The sequence below is a fragment of the Bernardetia aquimarina genome (assembly GCF_042180575.1).
Taxonomy (GTDB): Bacteria; Bacteroidota; Bacteroidia; order Cytophagales; family Bernardetiaceae; genus Bernardetia.
Genome location: NZ_CP170094.1, coordinates 3,334,901 through 3,359,708, shown reverse-complemented (window position 1 = coordinate 3,359,708; position 24,808 = coordinate 3,334,901). Strand labels below are relative to the sequence as shown.

The window sequence follows — 24,808 nt, the reverse complement described above, 5'->3', positions numbered from 1 at the left end:
TACGAAAATTGCAAATATTCATTTTACTTTGTATTATTGTAATGATACAAATATTATAACACTATATCTATAAAGCCATGAATAGAAAAAAATACGAACTAAATAAAATTTATAAATTTGATATAAAAGGGTTTGGTAGTTTTACAGATAAGAGAGGTAACTTAATAGACTCAATAATATTAGATATAGATAATAATTCTATACAAGTAAGAGCATTACCTTGGCAAAACAATGAGTTATGGAATTATAACAATATATATTGTGAAATTATAGGTTACACAAAAAATGGATATTTTAAGTTAAGAACAAAAGATGATAGACATCCCCTATATGAAAAAGGTGAAATATATGATTTTAAATTTCAAAGAGTCGTTAATAAAATTAACAACAAAACAGGTGGAAAACTTTTGGTAATTAAAATGTTAGACTCATTAGGTTACGAATATGATGTTACAGCTTTGCCTAATCAAGAGAACACTTTACAAAAAGACGACATTATAAAATGTCGAGTAATAGATATTAATACTAAACTAAACTTAAGTCAAGAAAAATCTAAAGATCCTTACTTCTATTCTTTTGAAGAAATAATAAGAGATAAAAAAATGCGAAATAATTATTTCTTATGTTATTTAGATAACATCATTGAAGTAGACTACCCTGATTTATATGCTCAGTATAAATCTAAGAGTGCTTTTTGGGTTTTTACTTATTGTAATATTTTTTTACCAAAATATTTCTATAACTCCATAAAAGAAAATAGATATAAAGAGGCTTTAGAAATTGCAATGCTTTGGTTAGAAATTGAAGAGTGGATTATCAATAGTCCAATTTTAAATGCTTTTAACAATGATGATAGAAAATTAGATACAGAAATCAAGATAAAAGATGTAATAGAAAAATTATCAATAAGGATAGATATACTAAATTTTCTAATAAAAAATGATAATGATTATTTATTAACATTTACAGAGGTAGATACTTTAAAATTATTAGAGTATATATCTTTATGTAATTTTGAAAACACTAATGAGTTACTTTTTATAGAGAAGATACTGAGTTTATCTGAAATCGATGAAATTCAAAAATATCATCTTAATAAAATAGGAAATATAATTGAATCTAATAAAAAAACTTATGTTTTTGAAAATCTTAATGAGGACTATTTTATAGAGTCTACAGAATTATCCCAAGAAAAAGAGAGTAAGATAAGTGTATTTCTAAACTGGTCATATTGTCAATATTTAATATATTCTCTTACTGGTGAAATTTTACAAAGCAACCTTATAGCTGCACAAATAATGCGCTTTTTTTCTCAAAAAGTTCAGCAAATACAAAAAAAAGAAATTTTACTATATTACGCTTTTTATATTCTTTCAAATAAGAATACAAAATATTTACTACCTATTTCCTTTGAAAATAATAGAGTTAGTTTAAATGATGAGAGTTTACAAAAAAATCCAAATTTACACTATACATCAGATTATTGGCAGGATATAAAGCAAAAAAAGGAAAGAATACATAAAGTAAATATTGTAGAAAAATATTATAAAGGATATAAAGTTGAAATCAAAAATACTAAAGGATTTTTATTAGATCAAAATATATATGACCTAGATTTAAAAAGATATCCAAGCGAAAATATTGAATGGGAAACCAATGTTTTAATTCATTTATACAGTGAAGAATTTAATTTTTTCATAGCCAAACAATTAAACTTAGATGATCCAAATTTTTACTCTCAAAATTTAATACGATTGTTAGAAGTAGGTGAGGTGGTACATGCTTCAGTAATTTCTATAGTAGAATATGGAGTTTTTGTCTCAACACCTTATGGAGATGGTTTGCTACATAGGAGTAATTTAGCTGATGGGCATTGGGATAAATATCATTTAGAAAAGTTTTTTAAAATCGGAGAAAAAATTTATGTAATTAATCTAAAAACTGAAGAATATAAAAGAAGATATGAGTTTGGATTTGAACAATTGATAGATACACCTTATAAAGAGTACTATCAAAAATTCATGTCCCATGATAGAACATATTACCATAGAATAGACGAAGAAAACTTATATGATAGAAGAGAAGACATAAATAAGACTATAGAGATAGAAAAAGGACGAATTTTAGAGCAATTTGCGATGACACAAGAGAATTTTGAAAATAAAATAAACTCTATAAAAATAGCTAAACACTTCTATGCTAATATAAATAATGCTCGTTCTTATCTTCATAACATATACATACAATATTTTACAGCATTAAATGACTTAGATATTTTAATAGAGAATTATTCTTTTGAAGGTTATGATATTTTTAGAGAGACTATTAAAGCAATTAATATACAGGAACAGACACTTGAGGTATTTTCAGAGGGAGAAAAACTTATTTTCTTTGTGAAGGTATTGAGTTTATTTAATAGTGATGATGAAGATCAAAATTATAGTTTAATGGATTACGCTAAAAAGCATTCCAATGCTGGAAAATCACATGCAATATTCAAAATCTTAGCCAAAACAACCTTAGCAAATAACTTACTTCTGTCAGAAGTACAGAAGACAGATAATAAAAATGAAGCTCTAGACTTCTCGCTTAAGAATTTGAAAAGAATTAGAGATTATATAAAGAATGGTGTTTTTTCATTAGCTGAAAATCAAGAAGATAAGCTAGAAAGAGAAACAAGGGAAAAAATTAAGGAATGGAAAGATAAAATTAACTTAGAAGAAGGAGAAAATATGGAATTCAAATCTACATTCAAAACTCCTGTTCCTAATGGAGATTCCAAAAAAAGATTAGAAATACTTCAAGACAAACTAAAGAACAATCCAAATGACAAAGCAAAAATGGGCATTAATGCTCAAATTGATGAAATAAATGGTTCGAAAGCTATGAAAAGAATAATTCATAGTGCATTTAAGTCTATAGCAGCTTTTGCTAATACTAGTGGTGGCGTTCTATTATTAGGTGTTTCAGATGATAAAAAAATATTTGGATTAGAGAAAGACTATGCTAGTTTCAAAGATGAACAAAATAGAGATGGCTTTGGTAAGTTTTTTGACGCAAAAATCAAAGAATATTTTGGAGATAGTTTTTCCTCTACACATTTAGAAAAAGAATTTCTAAAGTTTACAGAAGGAGATATATTAATAGTTAAGGTAAAAAAATCAATAGAGGAAATATTCTTATTGAAAGACGATGAAGGTAAACCTACTGAAGATATATATGTAAGAAACTTATCTTCTACTGATAAATTACTAGGTAAGGAGTTAGCAAAATTTATACGTAAAAAATCTAGTGAAAGAATTTAACTTTCCTATTGTTAGCATATTCTGAAAAACAAAAAAGCATTGTTCAATACAAACAATGCTTTTAAGTGTAATTTCAAATTGATTTTGATTTAATACTTTGTTTTTTAAGTACACTCAGAAAGTTTAAATAGGTTCATTAATTAAAATGCTTCTGCAATTCCAAAATAGAAATTAATCTTTTCGCCTTTTGCTATATCAAAACGAAGATTTAGGTTTTCAGATTTTACAATTTTTAGTCTGAGTCCTGCACCATAACCAACTTTTATATCCTCAAAACGCAAATCTGAAATTTGATGATAGACTTCTCCAGCACCAGCAAAAAGAACCATTCCGATAGGAGCAAAAACAGAAAAGCGATATTCAGCTTGTGCAGCTAACATATTATTATCCAAAAAACGACCTTTGTAATAACCACGCATTAGTTCACTTCCACCAAGAGCAGCCAGTTCTCCCAAAGGCGCACGTCCATCACTAAAATAACCATAGCCTTGAAAAGCCAAAACATCATTGCGATGAGATAATTTGAAATACTGACGCAAATCTACTTTTGTTAGCTGAAAAGGAACTCCACCAACTCTTTTTCCATAAAAAGCGTGTCTAAACTCATATAAAGCACCATTAAAAGCATTCAAAACATTATCTCTATCATCATAGGTAGCTGCAAGTTCTAGCCCTGCCGAAATAGAACCATCATAACCAAGAGGTTTTTCTAGTTCTAATAATTTATCTTTTTCGTATTCCATATCCCAAATATTATTGTATCGAATACCACCACCTATAAAAAACTTTCCTACAATTCGTTTTAAAAGTAATGGTTCAATTAATATATTTTGATACTCAAAAAGTTCTTCATTTTTGCTAGAAGTATTGTTTCCAATTCCATAATATTGCTGTGGAAATTTAGAATACCCAATATTTCCTTTTAGCATCCAGTTTTCGTGATTGAAAAAGATAGTATAACCAGAAGAAATGACTACTTGCTTTCGAAGTGTATAAAGAGCTGAAATAGGCATATTCGAAGTGCGTGTATCTTCTGTTGCATGTTTGAATTTGAAAAGCCATTTTGCACCTATTCCAAAACCCCAACTTGTTTCAGGTTTGTAAGACACCACAGGAGAAATAACGAATTTGCTACGAAAACGAGTAGAATCGTGCTGTCTATCAGCTTCATTTCTAAACTCTACATAATCAATTATTTTTTCAAAAAAAGTTTCTGTTTTGTGTTTGTTGCCTTCTGAATCTAATTTTGTAGAATCTTGTACATTTTCTTGATTTTCTGGTTGATTTTGAGCTTGTAATTGATTTTGAGTGAAAAATAAAATAATCAAAAATAAAGCTACAAGAAATTTGTAAGTAGTAATTTTCATTAAGCAATGATTGTAAAATAAAAGATAAAAAATAGACTTCCTACAACTTTTTTTTGAGTTGTCAAGAAGTCTAATTATAGAACGAAATTTTTGAGAGTTTTGTTAATTCTTTTAGAAATAAAAAAAGTTCCATGTCTTTTAGAAATGGAACTTTTACTGTTCAAATTACTTTTTCTCTATCAATTCCAAAACATAATTGAGTTGTGTATCTTCATTTTTAATAAAATCTTCATAGGATTGAGATATTTCATAATCTGGTCTTATACCACTTCCAACAGGTTGATTTGCTTTTTTAGGTACATCTTGTTCTAAATTTACAATAGAAAAAAATGTTTCTAATTTAGACTTTGGTAATGTATAACTCACAGATGTATGTCCGTTATGTCCATAATATCCTCCTTGTGTTTCTTCTCCTACCACAATCGTATTTTTTTCTGATGCACTCATAGCAGCAAAAAGACTTCCAGCAGAAGCTACTCTAGGCGTAATCATTAAATATACTTGTCCTGTAAAAGCATTTTTGTTTGGTGTCCAAATTTGGTGGTCGCTACTAGCAGAATCTTGATAATATTTACCATCTTTTCCGATAGGAAACTCTTCTCTTAATTGTTTTGTATAAATAATTTTAGCGATTGGCTTCAAATAGAAAGGCACTATTCCTTTGATGTATCTCAAATATGGAATTTTATTGAAAGATACCCAAGCCTGTTTGTTTTCCATAAAATTTCTAGAAGATAGATAAGAATAAGTTACCAAATCATTTGGGTCTGTTCCTCCTCCATTATTTCTAACATCGACAATTAAATTTTTCACATCTTTTTCTTTCAATAATGTAAATACACTATCCAAAAATTCAGTATAGCGAATATGAATAGGGTCTTTAGCATGACCTCCTATTAAAAAAGTATTTATGGTAAGTTTGGCAATATCATTTTCTAACCACTCAAAGTAATAAGATTCATCTTCTTTTATATTAGAATATGAGTTTTTATCATAAAAAAAAGAATGACGTTTTTCTACAAAATTTCTTCTGCGTTTCTTATAGCTTACACTTTGAATCGTTTGAGTTAAAATCTCATCTGATTTTGCTGTTTTGTAAGTAACTAAAAATTGCTTTTGTTTGCCATAATAAAGACGATAATAATAGCTAAAACTTCCGTTTATACCAATAACTTTTCCTGTTTTGTTAAATCCATCAGTTGTATAATATTTATATAAGTTAGGTAAAATATCTTCTATTGACATTTGATTTATGGAAATAATTTCTGCTCCTAAAGGAATTTTTGCAGAATCCATGTTCATTCTAAGTTTTCCTTCAATGAGCTTTACAGGAAAAGGAAAATATCCTGTTGTTTCTGCTGTAATAGAAGCATATATTTTTTCTGGTAAGCTCAGACCATTATGAAGACTTCCTTCAAAATCTGTTAGTTCCCAAATGATATTATAAAAATCTCGGTAAGTAGAGGATTTTTCTATTTGATTTTCTGCCCATCTGTATATGCTATCAATTTCGTTTTTGCTTCGATATTTATAAAGCCCTGAATTCGCTTTTTCACGAATATTTTTGAATAACTTCAAATCTTTCTGCATTTTCTTTTGAGAAAATGAATCATCTATACTTTTTTGAGCATACAGAGAAAAAGATAATAGAAAGAAAGTAAAAATAGTGAGGAGTATGTTTTTCATGGTTCTGGTTGTTTGAATTTGAGAACTTATTTACTATTCACAAATTTCGGTAGAACGAATGAGCTACACTTGTACAATCTTGACTATTTCAAAGTTTTTCTGTACTCATTAGGAGCAATTCCCACAAATCGTTTGAAAGTTTTAGAAAAATGAGCTTGGTCTGCAAAGCCAAATTGATATGCCAAAGCAGTCAGTTCAGAGTGATAATTAATTTGTTTTTTAGCTGCAAAGACTTTCTTCATCAATACATAATTTATGGGCGACATTCCAAATTTAGAACGAAACTGCCGAGCAAAACCAAACTTTTCCATATTCATAAAATATGCTAGTCCATCGACAGATAACTTTTCTTCTAAGTTATGTTCGATAAATAAAACTATCTCCTCCCACTTAGAAAAGTTATTTTTAAATATATTTCTAGTATCAGTATCAGATGTTTTTTTTAGTAAATTGAATAGATTACCTAGATTTTTTTGTATTAGGTTTGAATTATTACTATCTAATGACTTTTTGATTTCATAAAATAAAGGTATCAATGAAGGTTGGAATAATTGACTATTTTGAAACTTGACATTCTTTTCTTTTAGGCAAAAATTTACCACATCTTGAGATACATATAAAGTTGTAAAAGAGATAGGAGTATCTTTATTCAAAAGTGGATTTGCATGAACTTCATACGGATTGGTAATAGAAATACTTCCTTTTTCACTATACAAAACAGAATCATTTGTAGCAGTAACTTCTACTCCTTGTTCAATTAAGGAAATACAAAACGTTTCATGAAAGTGTTTTGGAAAATCTTTTTTCTGATTATGGATTGATAATATTTCAAAATTATCTAGGCTATCTATTTTTTTTATACTCATCATTTTGTGTTGTCTTATTCTCTCTTAAAACTACAAAAGTTCTGTTTCTTTTGAAAACGGAAAGTATTATAATCAAATAATAAATATCAATTTATAAAGCCAAAAATCTAATTAAATTAGCTTTCTGTTGTTTTATTTAGACAAAATTATTATTTTACATGAAAATTACACTTTACTTTAACTATTGAAAAATGAAAACATTACAAGATATTAATTTCCTATCTCAAATATTTGACTTTAAACAAATCGATAAATTTATAAATACTCTAGGAGTAATTGATGTTGATACCATTAATCATTCTAAATATATTGAGGATTTTTATAAAAGTGTAATTGATAAAAAAATATTGATAAAACAAACGATAGAAGAATTGCAAACAAATGATTTAGAAAATATTTACAATAACTTACAAGAAAGACAAAAAATTATTTTAAATGAACGTTTGAAAGTTTTAAAAAATTTGGGTGAAGGAGTTTTTACAAATCATTTCTTAATGAATTCTACAATGGACTCCATTAATAAATCTCTTAACACCATAACACTTATGATATTCTATGAATTACAAAAAAGAGAAAATATTAAGAATAGAGCTACAATAATGATGAAAAGTTCTCCTGTCAAAGATTGGAAAGATTATGAACAAAGAGTTTACAAAAAATTTAAGTTAGAATATCCTAATATAGACATCTTCTATAATGTAGAAACTTTAGGGAAATCTAGTAAAACTTTAAGACAAGTAGATACATTAGTTAATAGTACAGTAGCAGGAATTAATGTTAGAATAGCTATAGAATGCAAGGCATATAGCAGAAAAATAGATGTTGATAAAATAGAAAGTTTTGCAAATCGTTTGAAACAAATAGGAGCTAATCATGGTGTTGTCATTACTAATGAACGTGAACTCGGTATTTAACTACTTGATATTTAGCGTTTTATACTGTTTTTTAAGAGTTTTTTATCAAAAAAGGCTCAAAAAGGTTATTTTTGAATAGCATTAATCAACTTTAACCCTTTTTCGCCTTATGAATGACAAAAATATAAAATTTGATGAAGACCAACTAATCGGTATTTTTTATTTAGTAGATGAGTTCTGTTTACAAGCTCAATCCTATGTTTCTAGCCATTGGGTAGGTAGCAAAAGTCAATCTTCTTCTCATTCTCCAACTCGTATTCCTGAATTAAGCGCAAGTGAAATGATGACTATTTTGATTTATTATAACTACTCTGGTTACAAGAATTTTCAATACTATTATCAACGTCTTGTTAGTACAGATTTACTACCTTATTTTCCTAAACTTTGCTCCTACAATCGTTTTTTAGAACTCATAGAAAGAGTGAGCCTTCCCATGTATGTGTTAGCTAAATTACTCTGTGCTAAAAGTCAAAAAACAGGAACTTATTTTGTAGATTCTAAGAAAATAGTAGTTTCTGATAATCGTCGTATTCACTCGCATAAAGTGTTTAAAGACCTTGCAAAACGAGGAAAAGGCTCAATGGGCTGGTTTTTTGGTTTTAAACTTCATTTAGTTATCAATCAATTAGGAGAGGTGATGGCATTTGAAATCACAGCAGCTAACAAGGCTGACAATAACCACAATCTATTGAAAAAATTACTCAATAACTTAGAAGGAAGTTGCTTCGGAGACAAAGGCTACTTGACAAAATTATGGCAAGAACTCTATGAAAATGGACTTAAATTAATTACTAAAGTCAAAAAGAACATGAAGAATCAACTTATTACGTTGAAAGAAAAATACACCCTCAGAAAAAGAGCAGTTATTGAATCTGTAAATGACATTCTGACTTCTGTTTTTGACATAGAACACTCTAGACACAGAAAACCAATAAATGCTTTTACACATATGTCGGCTACCATAGTTGCATATCATTTATATCCAGAAAAACCTAGAATTTTTGTACCCAACTAATACCGAGTTCACGTTAATGAAGGATTCACAAAAGGAGCAAAGAATACAGCAGAAGATTATGGCAATATAACTTTAATGATTCTCAACTATGAAGATTTAGAAAAATATGAATTTACTTATAATGACGAAGTAGATTACACAATTAGCAAATTAAATTACTTAAAACAAGACTTTATTCAACGTCAAAAACATAATACTGGATATACAGATTTATCTCATACATCTTTTGAAAAGAAATTAATTGTTTTTAAAGAAGAGTACACAAAAACAGAGTATTATTCTTACAAAAAACTATTAGAAAATTCAGCGAGAGTTTTTAGAGATTTTCCAGATATGGGTAATGTTACTTTTGTAAATATAGCTTTTAGAACAAATGACGAATATGAGGAGGAAAAATATTTATACTGGATTAATATAACAAAAGAAGAAGTTGAAAAACTACTAAATATAGACGTAAATTATTTACGTAGAAATATATTGAATTGGAGAGAGTTTTTTGAAAGTATAAATAAGGAAAAGGTTCTAAATTTTGCAAAAGAAAAAATAAAATCTGAACCTTATTCTAAAGCTCTTTTTGATAAATTATGTGAGTAAAATAAAAAAAGTTCCATCTCTTAAAGAAATGGAACTTTCATTTTTAATAAATTGTATATGCTACTTTTAACTCAACTGATGCACACGCATAGCCAATTTAACAGTTGTTTCTTCGGTTTCTAATTCTACTGAATTATCAACTGAATCCAAAACTTCCATTTCTAAAGCCTGCGTTTCATCACAAATATATTTTTTGAAGTTGGATAAAGCACCGTTCAATAGGTCGCTTCCTTTTTCCACTTGCAATAAAATTTTGTCTTGAACGTCCAAACCTTCGTCTTTTCTTAGGTTTTGAATACGGTTTACCAAATCTCTAGCAACTCCTTCTTGACGCAACTCATCAGTCAGATTTACATCTAAAGCTACCGTAATTCCGTTTTCACTCATTACTACCCAACCTGCAATATCTTCTGTTCCGATTTCTACATCGTCTGGAGTAAGTGGAATTACTTCGCCATCAAGATTTAAAGTAAACACGCCTGTTTGTTCTAAAGTAGCAATGTCTGCTTGTGTCATCTTCTTGACTAAACCAGCAATTTTTGGCATTGCTTTTCCATATTGTCCACCTAATTTTTTGAAATTTGGTTTGATAGTTTTGGTAAGTTTATCAGAATCTGGAGCTAAAAACTCTAATTCTTTTACATTTACTTCTGACAAAATAAGTTCAGAAACAGCTTTGATATGTTTTTGAGTAATTTCATCTACCACAGCCACCATTATTTTTTGCAACGGCTGACGAACTCTCATTTGATTTTTCTTACGCAATGCGTGTGTCATTGACGAAATTTGTTGCGCCAAATCCATTTGAGTTTCTAAATCTTTGTTGATTAATTTAGAATCAGAAATAGGAAAATCTGCCAAATGAACCGAAGTTGTAGTATCGCTTTCATCTGCTTTTTTCAAGTTACGATACACAAAATCAGAGTAAAAAGGCGCAATCGGAGAAGCTAGAACTGCAATCGTTTCCAAACACGTATGAAGCGTTTGATAAGCTGCAATTTTGTCTTCCACCAAGTCTGCTTTCCAAAAACGTTTTCTATTCAGACGAACGTACCAGTTTGAAAGGTCGCTAGTAACAAATTTTGACATCGCACGAGCTGCTTTTGTTGGCTCATATTCTGCAAAATTAGCATCTACTTCAGCGATTAATGAATGAAGTTTTGAGATAACCCAACGGTCGCTTTCTGGACGTTTTGAGATTGGAATTAAATTCTTTTGCTCATTCTCTTTTGGAAAATCAAAATCATCTAAATTGGCATACAGCGAAAAGAATGAATACGTATTTTGTAATGTATTAAAGAATTTACGTTGAACTTCTGTAATTCCGTCTTTGCTAAACTTCAAACTATCCCAAGGATTAGAATTTTCGATCAAATACCAACGAGTTGGGTCTGCACCAAAATCAGCTAATGTTTCAAATGGATCAACTACATTTCCTTTAGATTTGGACATTTTATTGCCTTTTTCATCCAAAACAAGTCCGTTCGAAATTACATTTTTATACGCTACCGAATCAAAAAGCATTGTCGAAATGGCATGCAAAGTAAAGAACCAACCACGAGTTTGGTCGACACCTTCTGCAATAAAATCAGCAGGATACGATTTATTGAATGTTTCTTCTTGCTCAAATGGATAATGCCATTGTGCATACGGCATCGCACCCGAATCAAACCAAACATCAATCAAATCTAGTTCTCTAGTCAATTTTGTTTTGCCTTTTACGAGTGTAATATCATCTACATATGGACGGTGCAAATCAGCTTGATTTGCCATAAATTTCTCTAAGAAGCCTTTATTTTTTTTGATTTCTTCTGTACTCAATACTTTTGAATCGTTTGCTTCTTGTATTCCTGCCAAAAGGTCTTTGATAGAACCTATACAAACTTCTTCTGTTCCGTCTTCACTTCTCCAAATTGGAAGAGGCGTTCCCCAATAACGAGAACGAGATAAATTCCAGTCGACTAAGTTTTCAAGCCAGTTTCCAAAACGTCCTTCTCCTGTACTTGCAGGTTTCCAGTTTATCGTTTTGTTTAACTCAACCATTCTTTCTTTATAATCGGTCGTTTTGATAAACCAAGAATCTAATGGATAATACAAAATAGGCTTATCAGTACGCCAACAATGTGGGTAATTATGTTCGTATTTTTCTACCTTGAAAGCACGATTAGATTTTTTGAGCTTGACAGCAATACGCAAATCAACACTTTCATAACCTTCTACTTCTGTTACTTCTTTAGGTTCGTACTCTTCTTTAACAGCTTCTCCAGCAAAATCAGTAACTTCTTTTACAAAACGTCCTCTTTTGTCCACAAGTGGCATCGGATTTCCATTTTCATCAGCTACCAAAATAGCAGGAATATTAGCCAATTTGGCAACACGAGCATCATCAGCACCAAAAGTAGGCGAGATATGAACGATTCCTGTACCATCTTCTGTACTTACAAAATCTCCTAAAATTACTCTAAAAGCAGTTCCGTTTGTTTCATCTGGTTTTACATACGGCATAAGCTGCTCATATTCCAAACCTTCTAATTTCTCCCCTTTGCATTGCTCTAAAATAGTATAAGGGTGTTGGTTTGGGTGTTTTTCCTCATCAAAAATAGCATGATCGACGTATTTTTTCTCATCAAAAACAGTTTTCAATAATGCTTTTGCTACATAAACATTAATTGGCTGTTTTGTATATTGATTATGCGTTTCTACTTTTACGTATTCTATATTTTTTCCAACTGCCAAAGCAGAGTTTGAAGGAAGTGTCCAAGGTGTTGTCGTCCAAGCCAAAAGAAAATCATTTGATGTTCCTTTTATCTTAAACTGCGCTATCATAGACAAATCTTTCACTTCACGATAACATCCCGGTTGATTGATTTCGTGTGAAGAAAGTCCTGTACCAGCAGCAGGAGAATAAGGTTGAATACTATATCCTTTGTATAAAAGTCCTTTTTCGTGGAATTGCTTTAATAAATACCAAAGCGTTTCCATATAATTTTTATCGAAAGTAATATATGGATTACCCAAATCTACCCAGTAACCCATTTTTGTTGTGATGTCGTCCCAAAGTTCTTTGTAACGCATTACAGCTTCTCTACATTTTTGATTATAATCTTCAATCGAAATACTTTTACCTATATCTTCCTTTGTAATTCCTAATTCTTTTTCTACTTGCAATTCGATAGGCAAACCGTGCGTATCCCATCCTCCTTTACGCTTTACTTGAAAGCCTTTCAGCGTTTGGTAACGACAAAAAATATCCTTAATAGTACGAGCCATAACGTGGTGAATGCCTGGTTTTCCGTTGGCAGAAGGAGGTCCTTCATAAAACGTAAAAGTAGGTTTGCCCTCTCTATTTTGGACAGAAGCCTCAAAAATCTTGTTCTCTTTCCAAAAATGGAGAACATCCTTAGCTACACCTGCGTAACTTATATTTTTTGGTTCGGTATATTTCATTTTTATATATGTTCTAGACCCTAAGGGTTTTGAAAACCCTTAGGGTCTTTATTAAATGGCTATTCAATTTTAATCAATTCCACAAAGGTAAGAAATTGTAAGTTAAAAAGATAGTGTAGAAAGAGGTGGATGCATAACAAATTCGTTAGACTACTAACTTGTTACAAATCTCTGTGAAATAGTAGCTTTAAACTTTTCATTTACTTACTATTGCACTTTATTCTCTTCATTATAAATGACATGTGTTACTGTTTGTCCGACTGCTTTTAATGTTTCTTTTCCGATTACATCCATATTATCATCATGTGTATGCCAGTAGCTTCCAAAATACCCTTTTCCTTCTGTCGAATATTCAATAATATCAATCATCGGAATTTGAGCTAATTGATTGACATAAACGTGGTCGTCTGTAATGGCAGGAGCTTCTTCAAAAGGAAAAAACCCACCATAACCAATTCGGTGTGCCATATTCCATACATTTTTTACTACTGAAGGGGCAGTTTGCATTGAATAACCTTCTTGAGCGAATTTTGCATTTTTTGCACCAGCCATATCCAACAAAATTCCATAATAGGCAGTATAATTTTGAGGCATTCTGTTTTTCCCCCAATGCTGCGAACCCAAACAATACGAATTAGGGGTAGAATTATCTCCATAATCCTCCAAATCAAAGAAAATCATATCAATTCCTACTTGTGGCTGTTCTTTCGAAACTGATAAAGTACGAGCTATTTCTAATAAAATACCTACTCCACTTCCTCCATCATTTGCTCCCAAAATAGGCTCATCTGTACGCTCATCATCTTGGTCTGCAAACGGACGAGTATCCCAGTGAGCAGCCAACAAAATACGTTTTTTTAGGTCAGGATTATAGGAAGCTATAATATTACGACCAGAAAGTAGCTTTCCATCAAAAGCAGTTGCTCTAAAATTCTGAACTTGTACATTTATCTTATCAAAACTTTTGAGTTTATTAATAATATAATCTCCTGTTTTTTGGTGGGCATCACTATTTGGAAAACGTGCACCAAAAGCTACTTGTTCTTCTATAAAATGATAAGCTGAATCAGAATTGAAGTTAGGAACAGGCAGAAGTGGCGTTTCTTGGACTGTATTAATTGTTGTGGGTTCGGTAGTAGAGCTTCCATTGCAAGAAACAAAACCTAAAACTACCAATCCAATAATTGATACAATTAGAAGAGAAGAAAACACCAAACGTGAAAAGTTAGAGAACATAAAACTATATTTTTTGATAGAATGAAAAGTCAGAATAAAGAAGAAATAAAAAACTAAAGGTAGCTATTTTTGAGAAATTATTAAGCCAAAAAAGTTTTAATTCCTTTGTTTATCTATATTTGAAAATTACATGGTATTATTCGAACCCTACTAGAAATTGATTATATTTGTTATATACTCTATTAAATTCTGTTTAGTTTATAGAGTGTAATTTACTAGAACAAGCTATTTATTTCTATTAAAATAATAGTTTTGATAGATTTTTGGCTTTTACAGAAAAGAAAATAACTCACTTGCAAAAGGATTGATTAAAGAACAATTTTTTTATAGAAGTATAAAATATTTGTATTTAACAATTTTTATAAAAAATAGTATTTTTACTTGGCTTTACATTGTCTTAAAAAGATAAAATTATTGATTTTTAAAATACAAATTATACTCGTAATTTTTAATTCGTAATTATTTGTTATTCAATGATAAGTCCTTCAATTATTTTAACCAATGAAAAAAAATCTCTTTCTTTTTTATGTTTTGTCTTTCGTTTCTCTCTTGGTTTTTGTGCCATTAGATATTTTCGGACAAGACAATATTACGACTTCTCTTTTACAAAAAACAAGTTCAGATAATCATTTTCATGATGATAATGGTGATGAAAAAATTGTGAAAGCTCCAAAAGTAAAAACACCTCTTACTTTTATAGAAAATAAAAATCAATGGGACAAGGTGGTAAAATATAGAGCTTCTATTCCAGAAGGTTTTTTATTTATTCGCCAAAACTCCTTACAATATTCTTTTTATGATGGAAGTGCTTTAAAACATGGTCATGGACAGGAAGAAACAGAAGAAGAACACAACAAACACAAAGATGGAATAAAAGCACATTCCTTTGAAGTAGAATTCGAAAATGCGAATCCTTCTCCTCAAATTATTTCAGAACAAGAACATGAAACGAAGTTTAATTATTTCTTAGGCAATAATAAAAGTAAATGGGCAGAAAATGCTAAAGGATATTCTGAAATTACTTATCAAGAATTATATCCAAATATAAATCTTCATTTGTATTTACAAGAAGACCACTTAAAATATGATTTTGTTGTTGCTGCTGGTGCTGATGCTTCTCAGATTGCAATGAATTATAAATATACCGACAAGGTAACTTTAGAAAGTGGACATTTGCATATCCAAACTTCGGTAAATAAAATCATCGAACAAGCTCCTTATTGCTATCAAATCATTGACGAAAAAAAAGTAGAAGTACCTTCAAGGTTTGTATTAAAACAAAGGAAAGGAAAAGACAAAACACCACAAGTTACTTTTGATTTTCCGAAAGGTTATGACAAAAACTATGAGCTTATCATTGACCCCATTCTTATATTTTCCACATTTTCGGGAGCTACATCTGATAACTGGGGAAATACAGCAACGTATGATAATGATGGTAATTTATATTCTGGAGGAACTGTTTTTGGCTCTGATTTTCCTGTTACAGCAGGTGCATTTGATGTTAGCTTTGATGGGTTAGTAGATGTAGCTATCTTGAAATATAATGCCCAAGGAACAGGACTTTTTTATGCTACTTTTTTGGGAGGCAATTCTTCTGATGTTCCTTCTAGTATGATTGTAAATAGCAGAAATGAATTAGTTATTTTAGGAATAACAGGTTCTTCTGACTTTCCTACTGCATCAGCTTATGATAACTCTTTTAATGGAGGAAGTAGTGCTGGTGTACTGGGTAATTATGGCTTTGGTGATGGTTCAGATATTTTTATAGCCAAATTAAGTTCTAATGGCAGTACCCTTACAGGAAGTACATTTTTTGGGGGAAGTGGTAATGATGGACTGAATACTATCCAACTAGGTGGAGGAACAGGTGCAATCAATAATCAGTTAGTAAAAAACTATGGAGATGAAGTTCGTAATGAGGTTGTTCTTGATGCAAATGATAATATTTATATTGCTAGTACAACAAATTCGAACGATTTTCCTATGGTTTCGGCTCATCGTACTACTTTTCAAGGAAGACAAGAAGGCATTGTTGCCAAATTTAGTTCTACTCTTAACTCTTTACTTTGGAGTACATATATAGGTGGAAATAGTTTAGATGCTGCTTTTGGTATTCAAGTTTCTTCTGCTGGTGATATTTATGTTGTTGGAGGAACAATGAGTGATGATTTGATTACTCATGGAGGAACAATGCAATCACGATATGCTGGAGAAATAGATGGGTTTATTGTTCGTTATGCTTCTAATTTTGCGTGGCAAGGAGCTAGTTATTTAGGAACGGTTGCTTATGACCAAGCCTATTATGTAGATGTAGATTTGAATGATAATGTATTTGTTTTTGGTCAAACAAAAGGCTCACAACCTGTAACAAATGGAGTTTATTTTAATGATAGAGGTGGTTTGTTTATTCGTAAAATTTCACCAAATCTAAATAATATTCTTATGGCTACAACCATAGGAGGACGACAATTTCAACCTGGTGTTACTCCAACAGCCTTTATGATAAATGATTGTGGAAATATTTACTTAGCAGGTTGGGGTAGTACTAATATCTATGCAGGTTCTCCCAATCATCCTACCTATCTTCCAGGTATAAATGTAGGAGGATTACCTACCACCTCAAATGCGATTCAATCTGTTACAGATTTGGGAGGAAATGATTTTTATACGATGATATTGAGTGAAAATGCGACTGACTTAGTCTATGGTAGTTTTTTTGGAGGAACAAGCTATCAAAGAGAACATGTCGATGGAGGAACAAGTCGTTTTGATAAAAGAACAGGAACTATCTATCAAGCTGTTTGTGCTTGTACTGGAAGTGGATTTACTACTACAGCAGGGGCTTTTTCTAATGTAAATGGAAATGATAACTGTAATAATGCTGCTTTTAAGATAGAATTAGGTGTTTTGAAAGCTGATTTTGTAGTGGCAAATGATATTCGTGGTTGTGTGCCTTTTGATGTTACTTTCTTGAATCAAAGTGTAGAAGGAATTACGTATGAATGGGATTTTGGAGGGTTAGGAACTTCAACCCAAGCAGATAATGTACCGTTCACATTTACACAAGCAGGAACATATAGAGTAAAATTAATTGCTCGTAATCCTTTTTTATGTATCAAAGAAGACAGTGCTTTCCTAACCATTACAGTTGCACCTGCTGATTTTGTAGTTTCTCCTGACACAACTATTTGTAAAGGGCAATCTGTACAACTACGAGCAAGTGGAGGAGTAGATTATCTTTGGACACCAAGTACAGGACTAAGTGACCCAAGAAGTTCAAATCCAATAGCGACACCAACATCTACAACAACTTATACACTCACAACACAAAATGCAGCAGGTTGTCGTAAAGATTTTACTACTACAATAACTGTTTTGCCTGAACTTGTGCCTAGTTTTACCTTTAACATTGACGACCCTTGTTCCGAAAACCCCGTAATTAGTTTTATTAATACAACTCAAAATGGAACGTCTTATTCGTGGGATTTTGGAAATGGAGAAACCTCTACGGCTATCAATCCACCTTCTCAAACCTACACAGCAGGAACTTATACTATAAAACTAGTAGCCGAAAATAATATTTGTAATGATAAAGATTCGGTCATACAACAAATTGTCATTGACCCTGATGTATTTACATTTAATGGAGATACAACAATTTGTTTTGGGCAATCTGTACAATTCAATGTAACAGGAGGAACATCTTATGAATGGACACCAACCACAGGACTAAGTGACCCAACTATCGGAAATCCAATTGCTTCGCCTGCACAAACAACCACTTATACGGTAAAAGTAACAGGTAGAAATGGCTGTGAAGAAGAAAGACAAATTAGAATGGTTGTAGGAGAAGAAATTATTCCAGATTTTGATATTGTACAGTCTAATCTTTGTAATGAATTTCCAACAGTCAGTATTGTAAATAATACAGTAGGTGCAACTTCTTATTTATGGGATTTTGGAAATGGACAAACTTCTACTTCTCAAAACCCTACTAATCTTGTTTATGACTCAGCAGGAAATTATAGAATAAAATTAGTATTAGGCAATGTTGCTTGTTCGGATTCTCTCATAAAAGAATTTGATTATTCTATTAATAATTTCTTTGTTTCGCCTGATAAATCTATTTGTTTGGGACAGTCTTTTCAGCTTGAAGCTGGCGAAGGTATAAGTTTTAGTTGGAGTCCGACAACAGGATTGAGCGACCCTACAATTTCAAATCCGATTGCCTCACCAACAGAAACGACAACTTACACAGTCAGTATCACAACTCAAAATGGTTGTGTAAAAGAAGAAGAAGTAACCATCACAGTTTTGCCAGAACTCAGACCCGATTTTGATGTAAATATTATTGATAGATGTGATAAAATACCAGTTGTAGAAATAATCAATAATACAGTTGGTGCGACTTCTTTCTTTTGGGATTTTGGAGATGGAAGAACCTCAACACTTCGTAATCCTGCGCCATTTCAATATGATAGTGAAGGAATTTATACAATTACACTTCGTATCGAAAATTCATTGTGTCAAGATTCCCTTTCAAAAGATGCAAATTCTGTTATTGATGATAATAATATCTTTTTATCGACAATAAGAATGCCTGAAAGCCCTACAATTTGTAGAGGACAAAGCGCACAACTTGATGTAGTAGGTGGAGATGAGTTTGAATGGACACCAACCACAGGACTAAGCGACCCAACAATCAGAAATCCAATCGCATCACCAGACCAAACAACTATTTATAATGTCCGAATTTCTAATATGGATGGTGGATGTTTTACAGATAGCACAGTTACGGTTACGGTGGTGGATAAATTGGTTCTTGATTTTGATGTTACTCACTCTCCTGAATGTGGCGCACCTGCAACAATTCTTTTTAATAGTAAGAATACAGGAAATGGAGATTGGATGTGGGATTTAGGAAATGGAGATTCAATCAATGTTTCTAATCCAACAGAATATACCTACACACAAGCAGGAACTTATACCATAAAAGTAAAAGCTTCGAATGGAGTTTGTGATGAAGAGCAAACAGCAACAGTTACGGTAGATAATGTTTTGCCTCCTAATGTAATTACACCAAATGGCGACGGACTGAATGAAACTTTTGTGTTGGATAAAGCAAATGAAGGCTGGAAACTCAAAATTTACAATCGTTGGGGAACAGAAGTATTTTCTGCTGATGATTATAATAATGACTGGGGAAATAAAGCCGAACCAGCCATGTATTACTATTATTTGACTTCGCCTGATGGAGATACATGTAGAGGTTGGATTCACGTTTTACAATAAAATACTCTTTAGTGAAATAACACAATAAAAATCCCTTCAAAACCATTTTGAAGGGATTTTTTGAAGTTAATAATTTTTAAAATAATCATTTTCTACCTTTGTAGAATAGGGCATAGACAACAAAAAAACGTCTGTAAGACAAATCAATTTATCAATAGCAATTATTACCACTAAAAAGTCTAATATTAAATAATGAAAAATCATTTCAAAACACATATTTTATCTTTCCTTATTTTACTTCTATTTTCCACTTCGTGTAGCCTAACAGATAGCGTTTGCAAAGATGGACAAGGAGATGTAATTAGCCAAGAAAGAACAATATCAGGATTTACAGCCATAGAATCACGAGGAAGCTTTATAGTAAATATTTTTCAAGATTCTAGTATAAAAGAACAATCCATAACTATTTCAGCACAAGAAAATATCATTGAGCTTATCCAAACACGCCTCGTAGGACAAAGTCTTGTTATTGATAATGATGAATGTTATAATACAAATGAAGAGGTAACCATTACTGTCCGAACACCTGCACTTTCTCAAATTGTTTTGACAGGTTCTGGGGATATTATTTTGCAAGATACTATTCGAAAAAGTGAAATAGAATTTATTTTAGATGGCTCTGGAAGTATTCAAACTACACCTAGTTTTCCTATTATTGCTTCTACAAATTGTATTGCAAGAATAAAAGGCTCAGGAACTATGGAGTTAGATTTTAATTCTACAACTATCGTAAATGCTTCTGTGGATGGCTCAGGAACGATTACTTTGAAAGGTGAAGCAAGAGCAAATAATCTTAATATCAGTGGTTCGGGAAATATAAAAGCCTTTAACATGCCTGTTTTGACAAGCACAGTAGAGCTACTCGGTTCTGGAATCATCGAACTGACTGCCAATGATTCAGATTCTACTCTTATTACTTCACGAGCAACAGTAGATGCACAAATCAGTGGAAGTGGAACAGTTCGTGTAAAAGGAAATGCTGCAATTAGGTGGAATGTATCAGGTTCTGGTAAAATAGAAAGAGTAGAGTAGTTTTTTAGGATTATTTTAAGAATAAAAAAACACTCATATTTTATTATTCAAAATTATTTTGTAAATTATAGCACAATCATTCAAAAGGTTGTGCTTTTTTATTGAACAGAATAATTTTGCTTTTTATAGAATGAACAACTTTACCTCTTCTCAAAACCAGTCTGCTCTTTTTGAAGAATTCGAAAAGCTAAAAAAATCTTTTAGTTTTGAAAGTAAAGTAGATGAGCAAAAGTTCTATAAAAAAAATAGCTATTTATTTGCTACCACTTCAGCAAGTTTATTTCGATTACTTCCTCAAGTTTCTTATTCACAACATAAATCTATTTTTGAAAAACTTCTTTTTAATATTCAATTATTAAATCTTGAAGAAAAATATGCTGAATTATTTATCGAAAAATTTGAGGTTACTGATAAAGAAAATATACTTGTTAAAGCCCAAAATGAACAACCTTTTCTCTTTTGCTGTTTTCATACAGGTGCATATTCTATTTTACCAGGTTTGTTGGCTACTAAAAGTTTAGATTTTGGTTTTTTATCTAATCAAACACTTACAGATAGAAAAGAAAAGTTATATTTTGAACTACATCACAACTATTGCAAAAAACATAAAATCAATTCAACACCAGAGTTTATCAATGTAGAAGAAAGCAAAGGAATTTGGAAGGCTATCCGAATGTTAAAAGAAGGAAAGTCGCTTATTGTTTATGCTGATGGAAATACAGGTTCAAATTATTCTAAAAAAGAAAGTCAGAATACAGTAAAGATTGATTTTTTAGGAGAAGATTTACAAGTCAGAAAAGGAATTGCATTTTTATCTTATATGTGTAATGCTCCGATTATCCCTGTTGTATCTAGTAGAGAATTATCAACAGAAGAACTAAATTTAAAAAGAAAATATACACTTTTGCCTGCTATTTATCCTCCCAATTTTGCTGATGCAAAATCTAAAAAAGATACTAATTTAAAAGAAGAATTTGCAGCACAAACGATGCAAAAACTATATTCTATTTTAGAAAAAGAAATAACTAAAAATGACACAAATAGTCAGCAAATAAGTGAGTGGGAAGGTTGGGTTTTTGTAAACAAATTCTTTACAAAACTTCAAAAATCTATTTTTTTATTAGAAAAAAAGAATGCTGATAAAAGTATAAATAATAAAATTAATCCATATTATATTTTTAATGAAGAGCGTTTTGCACTCATTGAAAGTCAAAAAAACACCCTTTTTGATAAATTTACTTATCGTTTTTTTCCTGTATCTGACCTACTTTATGAAATAATTACTTATTTTTCTGAACCAAAAAAGTTATATTTGTCTAATGAGGATGCGAAACAGCATAATCAAATGAATAAAACAAAAACAGTTAGTAGTTACTCCCCTATTTCTACTAATTCTGATTCAAATTTTATTTATTCTGATTCCAAATTACAACTCTCAAAAACACTTGTTTCTGTAAGTGCATTAGAAAAATTAATTGAAAAACATATTTTGATACAATACGACTAATCAATAACCTTAATTTCAGAATATAAGTATATTAGAATTTTATCCAGTATCCTAAAAAATATTTTTAATGACATAAATTTTACTTAACTTACTTTTTTAACCCCTTTACTACTATGCCGAAAGGCTTTTTACTTTATTTCTTATTTAGTCTAATTGCATTTTTTACTCTTAAAAATGTAAATGGACAACAGGATACAACTAATTCTTTCTATGACTCTCTCCAAACAGAAGATTTTTCTACTTCTGAGTTGGAAAGAGAACTAAAAGGTTTGGTAAGTAAATCACAACTTTCTGCATCAGACTCTGTGCGTCAGTATGCTATTTTAGATACTTTAATTGATTTTTATAAAGAAAAAAATGCAAAGCAGTATAATTATTTCTTATCTCAAAAGAAAAACTTAGACTACAAATATATTATTCCTCTCAAACTTCCAACACAAGAAAATAATTATACAAATATTAGTTCTAGTTTGGGTGTTTGGAAAGATACTACTGACGGAAAAATATCTATTGACAATATTGTAAATAACCCTCAAGTAATATTTTCTCCTAACACAGTTAGTCATAAAAACATGGAAGTAGGAGCGTATTATTGGTTGCGACTAAAATTAGTTGGAAATGGAGTAAGAGATGAATTAGTTGCCTTACAAATAGGTTCAGTTTTTGAAACTTGGTCAGAAATTACATTTTATCAGCCTGTTGAAGATGATGCTTTTCGAATAGAACGTTCAGGTACAGATATAGACCCTGAAAACAAGCCTGTCAAACAATGGCGTAATTATTTTACTATTGATATTCCTGCTCAATCAGAAACTATTATTTATTTACGTGTACACTCAAATGCCTTACGCTTTCATCCAAAACTAATTTATACTTATGTAGGGGATGCTGCAAGTATAAGCCAAGGTTCAGAAGAGTTTACTTATGCACAAGGAATTTTTCAAGGGATTTTGTGGGTAATGGCTTTTTACAACCTTCTCTTGTTTTTTATTATTAGAGATAAATTGTATTTATATTATGTATTAATGATTATAGGAATACAACTAAATGTATTTTATTATTACAGATATATTTACTTTCTTTTTCCAACCTCTCAACGTCTTATTCTTTCTTGTATAGTAATATCACATCTTTTTATGATAGGTGGTGGACTTTTGTTTATGAGAAGTTTTCTAAATGTAAAAGAGTTGTTACCCAAATGGGACAAAGTCATTACTATCATTAACTACATCTTAGTAGCTGCCGTTGTAACCTATATTACAAATCACCTACTTTCTAGTACTCCTACTTGGAATGACCATTCAGGTATAACTGCAATTTCTTTAATTATAATTCTCTCCATTGCTTTGATAGCTAGTATTTTAGCTTTTATAATAGGATTTCTTGTATTAAGAAAAGGATATTCAGCAGCTCGTTATTATCTAATTGCTACTAGTGGATTACTTCTTGGAGGAATTTTTTATGTTCTTTCTTATCTATTCAACGCTTATGGAATAAAAATAGAATCAGACATATTTACCTATTTATTTCAAGGTGGTGTAGTGATTCAACTTGTTTTTTATGCGCTAGGTATTGGTTATCAAGTCAATCGTTTGGAGCGTGAGAAATCTGATGTACTTGCCGAAAATTTAGAATTACAAAAAGAAACGACCACTCTTTTAGAGAAAAAAGTAAAACAAAGAACCGTAGAAATAGAGCAACAAAAAGAAGAAATAGAAGCCATCAACTCATCATTAATGGAACAAAAAGGGTTAATGGAAAAACGAAATCAAGATATTACTTCTAGTATAAATTATGCTCGACGTATTCAAGATGCTGTTTTGCCAGACTTACGTTCTTTCAAACGCAGTGTACCAAATTGTTTTGTCCTTTATACACCTAGAGATATTGTAAGTGGAGATTTTTATTGGTTTTCTCAAAAAGATAATGAAATTGTTTTAGCTGCTGCTGATTGTACAGGACATGGAGTTCCAGGGGCATTTATGTCTATTTTGGGAGATTCTTATCTCAATCAGATTGTTAATTTGCAGGGAATTACAAAGGCTGATTCTATTTTGAGCCGTCTGCACGGACAAATCCGAAGAGCTTTGCGTCAGTCTAGTACAGAAAATAAAGATGGAATGGATATTTCTATTTGTGTAATTGATTTAGAAAACAACCATGTTACGTTTGCAGGTGCAAAACGTCCTCTTCTTTATATTCAGAATGATACTATTTTTGAAATAAAAGGCGACAAACATTCGGTAGGAGGTTTTCAGACCAAAGCAGAAAACTCTTATACTTCACATCAAATAGACTTTAATATTCCAACAGCATTTTATATTTTTTCTGATGGATACGTCGACCAATTTGGAGGACAATACAACAGAAAATTTATGATAAAAAACTTCAAAAACCTTCTTTTAGAAATTCATAAAGAACCTATGGTAAAACAAAGACAAATCCTTGATAAAAGGTTTGAAGATTGGAAAGGAAGCAACAAACAAATTGATGATGTAATTGTGGTAGGGTTTCAAGTTGAACCTAAGTAACCAGTAACCGAAA

Annotated in this window: 13 protein-coding genes; 8 read left to right on the top strand and 5 right to left on the bottom strand. The window is 30.9% G+C overall.

The window, feature by feature from the left end; all coding sequences use genetic code 11:
• Positions 1 to 77: 77 nt before the first annotated feature.
• Entirely contained in the window at positions 78 to 3,305 is a 3,228-nt protein-coding gene (locus ACE193_RS14310) for an RNA-binding domain-containing protein (RefSeq protein WP_375558902.1), read from the top strand.
• Positions 3,306 to 3,445: 140 nt separating this feature from the next.
• Here ACE193_RS14310 and ACE193_RS14305 read toward each other — a convergent pair whose 3' ends face one another.
• The 3 genes from ACE193_RS14305 to ACE193_RS14295 form a co-directional block, all read right to left on the bottom strand.
• Complete coding sequence (locus ACE193_RS14305; RefSeq protein WP_375558901.1) at positions 3,446 to 4,672, bottom strand: BamA/TamA family outer membrane protein; 1,227 nt, start codon at positions 4,670 to 4,672, stop codon at positions 3,446 to 3,448.
• A gap of 165 nt (positions 4,673 to 4,837) precedes the next feature.
• Positions 4,838 to 6,358, bottom strand: coding sequence for a S41 family peptidase (locus tag ACE193_RS14300; RefSeq protein WP_375558900.1), 1,521 nt, complete (start codon positions 6,356 to 6,358; stop codon positions 4,838 to 4,840).
• An 83-nt stretch (positions 6,359 to 6,441) separates the two neighbouring features.
• Positions 6,442 to 7,227, bottom strand: coding sequence for an AraC family transcriptional regulator (locus ACE193_RS14295; protein ID WP_375558899.1), 786 nt, complete (start codon positions 7,225 to 7,227; stop codon positions 6,442 to 6,444).
• Between the two features lie 188 nt (positions 7,228 to 7,415).
• On the opposite strand from ACE193_RS14295, the gene ACE193_RS14290 reads away from it, so the two are divergent.
• From ACE193_RS14290 to ACE193_RS14280, 3 genes are all read left to right on the top strand, one after another.
• A complete protein-coding gene (locus ACE193_RS14290) occupies positions 7,416 to 8,138 on the top strand; it encodes a restriction endonuclease (protein WP_375558898.1) in 723 nt (240 codons plus the stop codon).
• Positions 8,139 to 8,247: 109 nt separating this feature from the next.
• A complete protein-coding gene (locus tag ACE193_RS14285; protein WP_375558897.1) occupies positions 8,248 to 9,153 on the top strand; it encodes an IS982 family transposase in 906 nt (301 codons plus the stop codon).
• Between the two features lie 75 nt (positions 9,154 to 9,228).
• On the top strand, positions 9,229 to 9,747 hold the full coding sequence (locus ACE193_RS14280) for a hypothetical protein (RefSeq protein WP_375558896.1): 519 nt from the start codon (positions 9,229 to 9,231) through the stop codon (positions 9,745 to 9,747).
• A gap of 66 nt (positions 9,748 to 9,813) precedes the next feature.
• Here ACE193_RS14280 and ileS read toward each other — a convergent pair whose 3' ends face one another.
• On the bottom strand, positions 9,814 to 13,194 hold the full coding sequence (gene ileS, locus ACE193_RS14275; protein WP_375558895.1) for an isoleucine--tRNA ligase: 3,381 nt from the start codon (positions 13,192 to 13,194) through the stop codon (positions 9,814 to 9,816).
• A gap of 207 nt (positions 13,195 to 13,401) precedes the next feature.
• The gene (locus ACE193_RS14270; protein ID WP_375558894.1) at positions 13,402 to 14,430 is read right to left on the bottom strand and encodes a M28 family peptidase; all 1,029 of its coding nucleotides are present in this window, start codon (positions 14,428 to 14,430) and stop codon (positions 13,402 to 13,404) included.
• Positions 14,431 to 14,931: 501 nt separating this feature from the next.
• Here ACE193_RS14270 and ACE193_RS14265 point away from each other — a divergent pair.
• The 4 genes from ACE193_RS14265 to ACE193_RS14250 all read left to right on the top strand — a co-directional run bounded on the left by ACE193_RS14265 (position 14,932) and on the right by ACE193_RS14250 (position 24,795).
• Positions 14,932 to 19,725, top strand: a complete 4,794-nt coding sequence (locus ACE193_RS14265; protein ID WP_375558893.1) for a PKD domain-containing protein — start codon at positions 14,932 to 14,934, stop codon at positions 19,723 to 19,725.
• Positions 19,726 to 19,917: 192 nt separating this feature from the next.
• Positions 19,918 to 20,757, top strand: a complete 840-nt coding sequence (locus tag ACE193_RS14260) for a head GIN domain-containing protein (RefSeq protein ID WP_375558892.1) — start codon at positions 19,918 to 19,920, stop codon at positions 20,755 to 20,757.
• 130 nt (positions 20,758 to 20,887) lie between these two features.
• On the top strand, positions 20,888 to 22,264 hold the full coding sequence (locus ACE193_RS14255; RefSeq protein ID WP_375558891.1) for a hypothetical protein: 1,377 nt from the start codon (positions 20,888 to 20,890) through the stop codon (positions 22,262 to 22,264).
• A gap of 113 nt (positions 22,265 to 22,377) precedes the next feature.
• Positions 22,378 to 24,795 (top strand): 7TM diverse intracellular signaling domain-containing protein, encoded by a 2,418-nt coding sequence (locus tag ACE193_RS14250; protein ID WP_375558890.1) that lies wholly within the window; start codon positions 22,378 to 22,380, stop codon positions 24,793 to 24,795.
• The last annotated feature ends 13 nt before the right edge of the window (positions 24,796 to 24,808 follow it).

Excerpts from the sequence above, each read along its gene's own strand:
- ACE193_RS14310 (WP_375558902.1), top strand. The coding sequence starts at position 78 with ATGAATAGAAAAAAATACGAACTAAATAAAATTTATAAATTTGATATA.
- ACE193_RS14305 (WP_375558901.1), bottom strand. The coding sequence starts at position 4,672 with ATGAAAATTACTACTTACAAATTTCTTGTAGCTTTATTTTTGATTATT.
- ACE193_RS14300 (WP_375558900.1), bottom strand. The coding sequence starts at position 6,358 with ATGAAAAACATACTCCTCACTATTTTTACTTTCTTTCTATTATCTTTT.
- ACE193_RS14295 (WP_375558899.1), bottom strand. The coding sequence starts at position 7,227 with ATGATGAGTATAAAAAAAATAGATAGCCTAGATAATTTTGAAATATTA.
- ACE193_RS14290 (WP_375558898.1), top strand. The coding sequence starts at position 7,416 with ATGAAAACATTACAAGATATTAATTTCCTATCTCAAATATTTGACTTT.
- ACE193_RS14285 (WP_375558897.1), top strand. The coding sequence starts at position 8,248 with ATGAATGACAAAAATATAAAATTTGATGAAGACCAACTAATCGGTATT.
- ACE193_RS14280 (WP_375558896.1), top strand. The coding sequence starts at position 9,229 with ATGATTCTCAACTATGAAGATTTAGAAAAATATGAATTTACTTATAAT.
- ileS (WP_375558895.1), bottom strand. The coding sequence starts at position 13,194 with ATGAAATATACCGAACCAAAAAATATAAGTTACGCAGGTGTAGCTAAG.
- ACE193_RS14270 (WP_375558894.1), bottom strand. The coding sequence starts at position 14,430 with ATGTTCTCTAACTTTTCACGTTTGGTGTTTTCTTCTCTTCTAATTGTA.
- ACE193_RS14265 (WP_375558893.1), top strand. The coding sequence starts at position 14,932 with ATGAAAAAAAATCTCTTTCTTTTTTATGTTTTGTCTTTCGTTTCTCTC.
- ACE193_RS14260 (WP_375558892.1), top strand. The coding sequence starts at position 19,918 with ATGAAAAATCATTTCAAAACACATATTTTATCTTTCCTTATTTTACTT.
- ACE193_RS14255 (WP_375558891.1), top strand. The coding sequence starts at position 20,888 with ATGAACAACTTTACCTCTTCTCAAAACCAGTCTGCTCTTTTTGAAGAA.
- ACE193_RS14250 (WP_375558890.1), top strand. The coding sequence starts at position 22,378 with ATGCCGAAAGGCTTTTTACTTTATTTCTTATTTAGTCTAATTGCATTT.